Annotated in this window: 1 protein-coding gene; it reads right to left on the bottom strand. The window is 43.0% G+C overall.

The features are described 5' to 3' along the window. Positions 1-26: 26 nt before the first annotated feature. A complete protein-coding gene (locus M3200_RS07460) occupies positions 27-1,235 on the bottom strand; it encodes an IS256 family transposase (protein WP_022382909.1) in 1,209 nt (402 codons plus the stop codon). Positions 1,236-1,329: the final 94 nt, after the last annotated feature.

Here is a 1,329-nt window from a genome sequence, read left to right as displayed (position 1 = left end):
AGTGTGTCAAGAATCTTGTGTAACCTCTAACCTTTAGAACCATAGCGTTCTTCGAATAACTGCTGCAGTTCATAGGAACATTTACTGAATCCCTTCATCTGCCTGGATTCGAACTGCTTGTTGTAATCACTGGCTATTGCACATGTGAACCGATCCAGTGAATCCTCGTTGGGGAACTGTTCTTTCTTTCGGATGTTTTTCTTATACTTCTTATTAAATGACTCAATCGGATTTGATGTATACAGACTTCTCTGTATTTCTGCAGGATAGTCGTAGAAACTGAACAGAGATGGATTGTCACGAATGACATTCACTGCTTTAGGATACTTCCCTTCATACTTCTCAATAAAACTGCTCAGCTGCTTCTCTGCCTCTTCCTTTGAGGTAGAACCATAGATCTTTTTTGCCTCACCCAGCACCTCTTTCCAATCCTTATTCCGAACATGTCTGCACATCGCTCTTCCCAGATGAACCCAGCATGCCTGGTACTGTGCTTTAGGGAACTCTTCCAGAAACACATTCCCGAGTTCCTTCAGACCATCCGACACAAACAGCAGGACTTCCTTTACACCTCTCCCTTTGATGTCCTTAAGCATCTCTCTATAGTTCTCACAAGATTCACTTGGAAAAAGGCGATAATCAAGGATCTCCTTATGCCCTGCCGCATTGATCCCCATCAAGATATGCATCGCCTCCTTGGCCACAGAGTCTCGTCTGACATTGATATAAGTCGCATCTCCATAGATGACAGAGTAACGGGAACTCAGTGATCTGCTGTGGAATTCCTTCACCAGTTCTTCTGTGGCTTTCGTCATGTTTGAGATTGTTGCAGGTGTGTAATAGTTTCCATACATCTTCTCAATCAGATCCGAGATCTCGGATGTTGTGATTCCCTTGGTGTACATCTGAATGACCATCTCTTCCAGACTTCCGTCACTCCTTCTGTACTTGGGAACCGTGTGCTGCTGGAAATCTCCGTTACGATCTCTTGGGACTTCAATCGATATCTTCCCGAAACGAGTCACTATCTCCCGAGCATAGGATCCGTTTCTTGAATTGCCGGAATTATACCCTGCAATATCCCATTTCTCGTAATCCAGGAAAGATGTCAGTTCGCTTTGAAGAAGCTCATTGATCGCGTGCTCCAGTTCTTTCCTCATCAATTCATTCCAGGCATCGGATAGATTGGTGCCTTTTGATACTGCTTCATTCAATTCTGTGTTAATATTTGACATGGGAGATCTCCTTTATAAAGTGTCGCAACTTTATTCTAAAGATAGATCTCCTTTTTTCATAGGAGTACGTTTACACAAGATTATTTAAACACTC

This window comes from Dialister sp. CAG:357 (assembly GCF_000435155.1).
Classification (GTDB): domain Bacteria; phylum Bacillota; class Negativicutes; order Veillonellales; family Dialisteraceae; genus Dialister; species Dialister hominis.
Note: the sequence above shows the minus strand (reverse complement) of the source record. Positions and strands in the feature narration are given on the sequence as shown.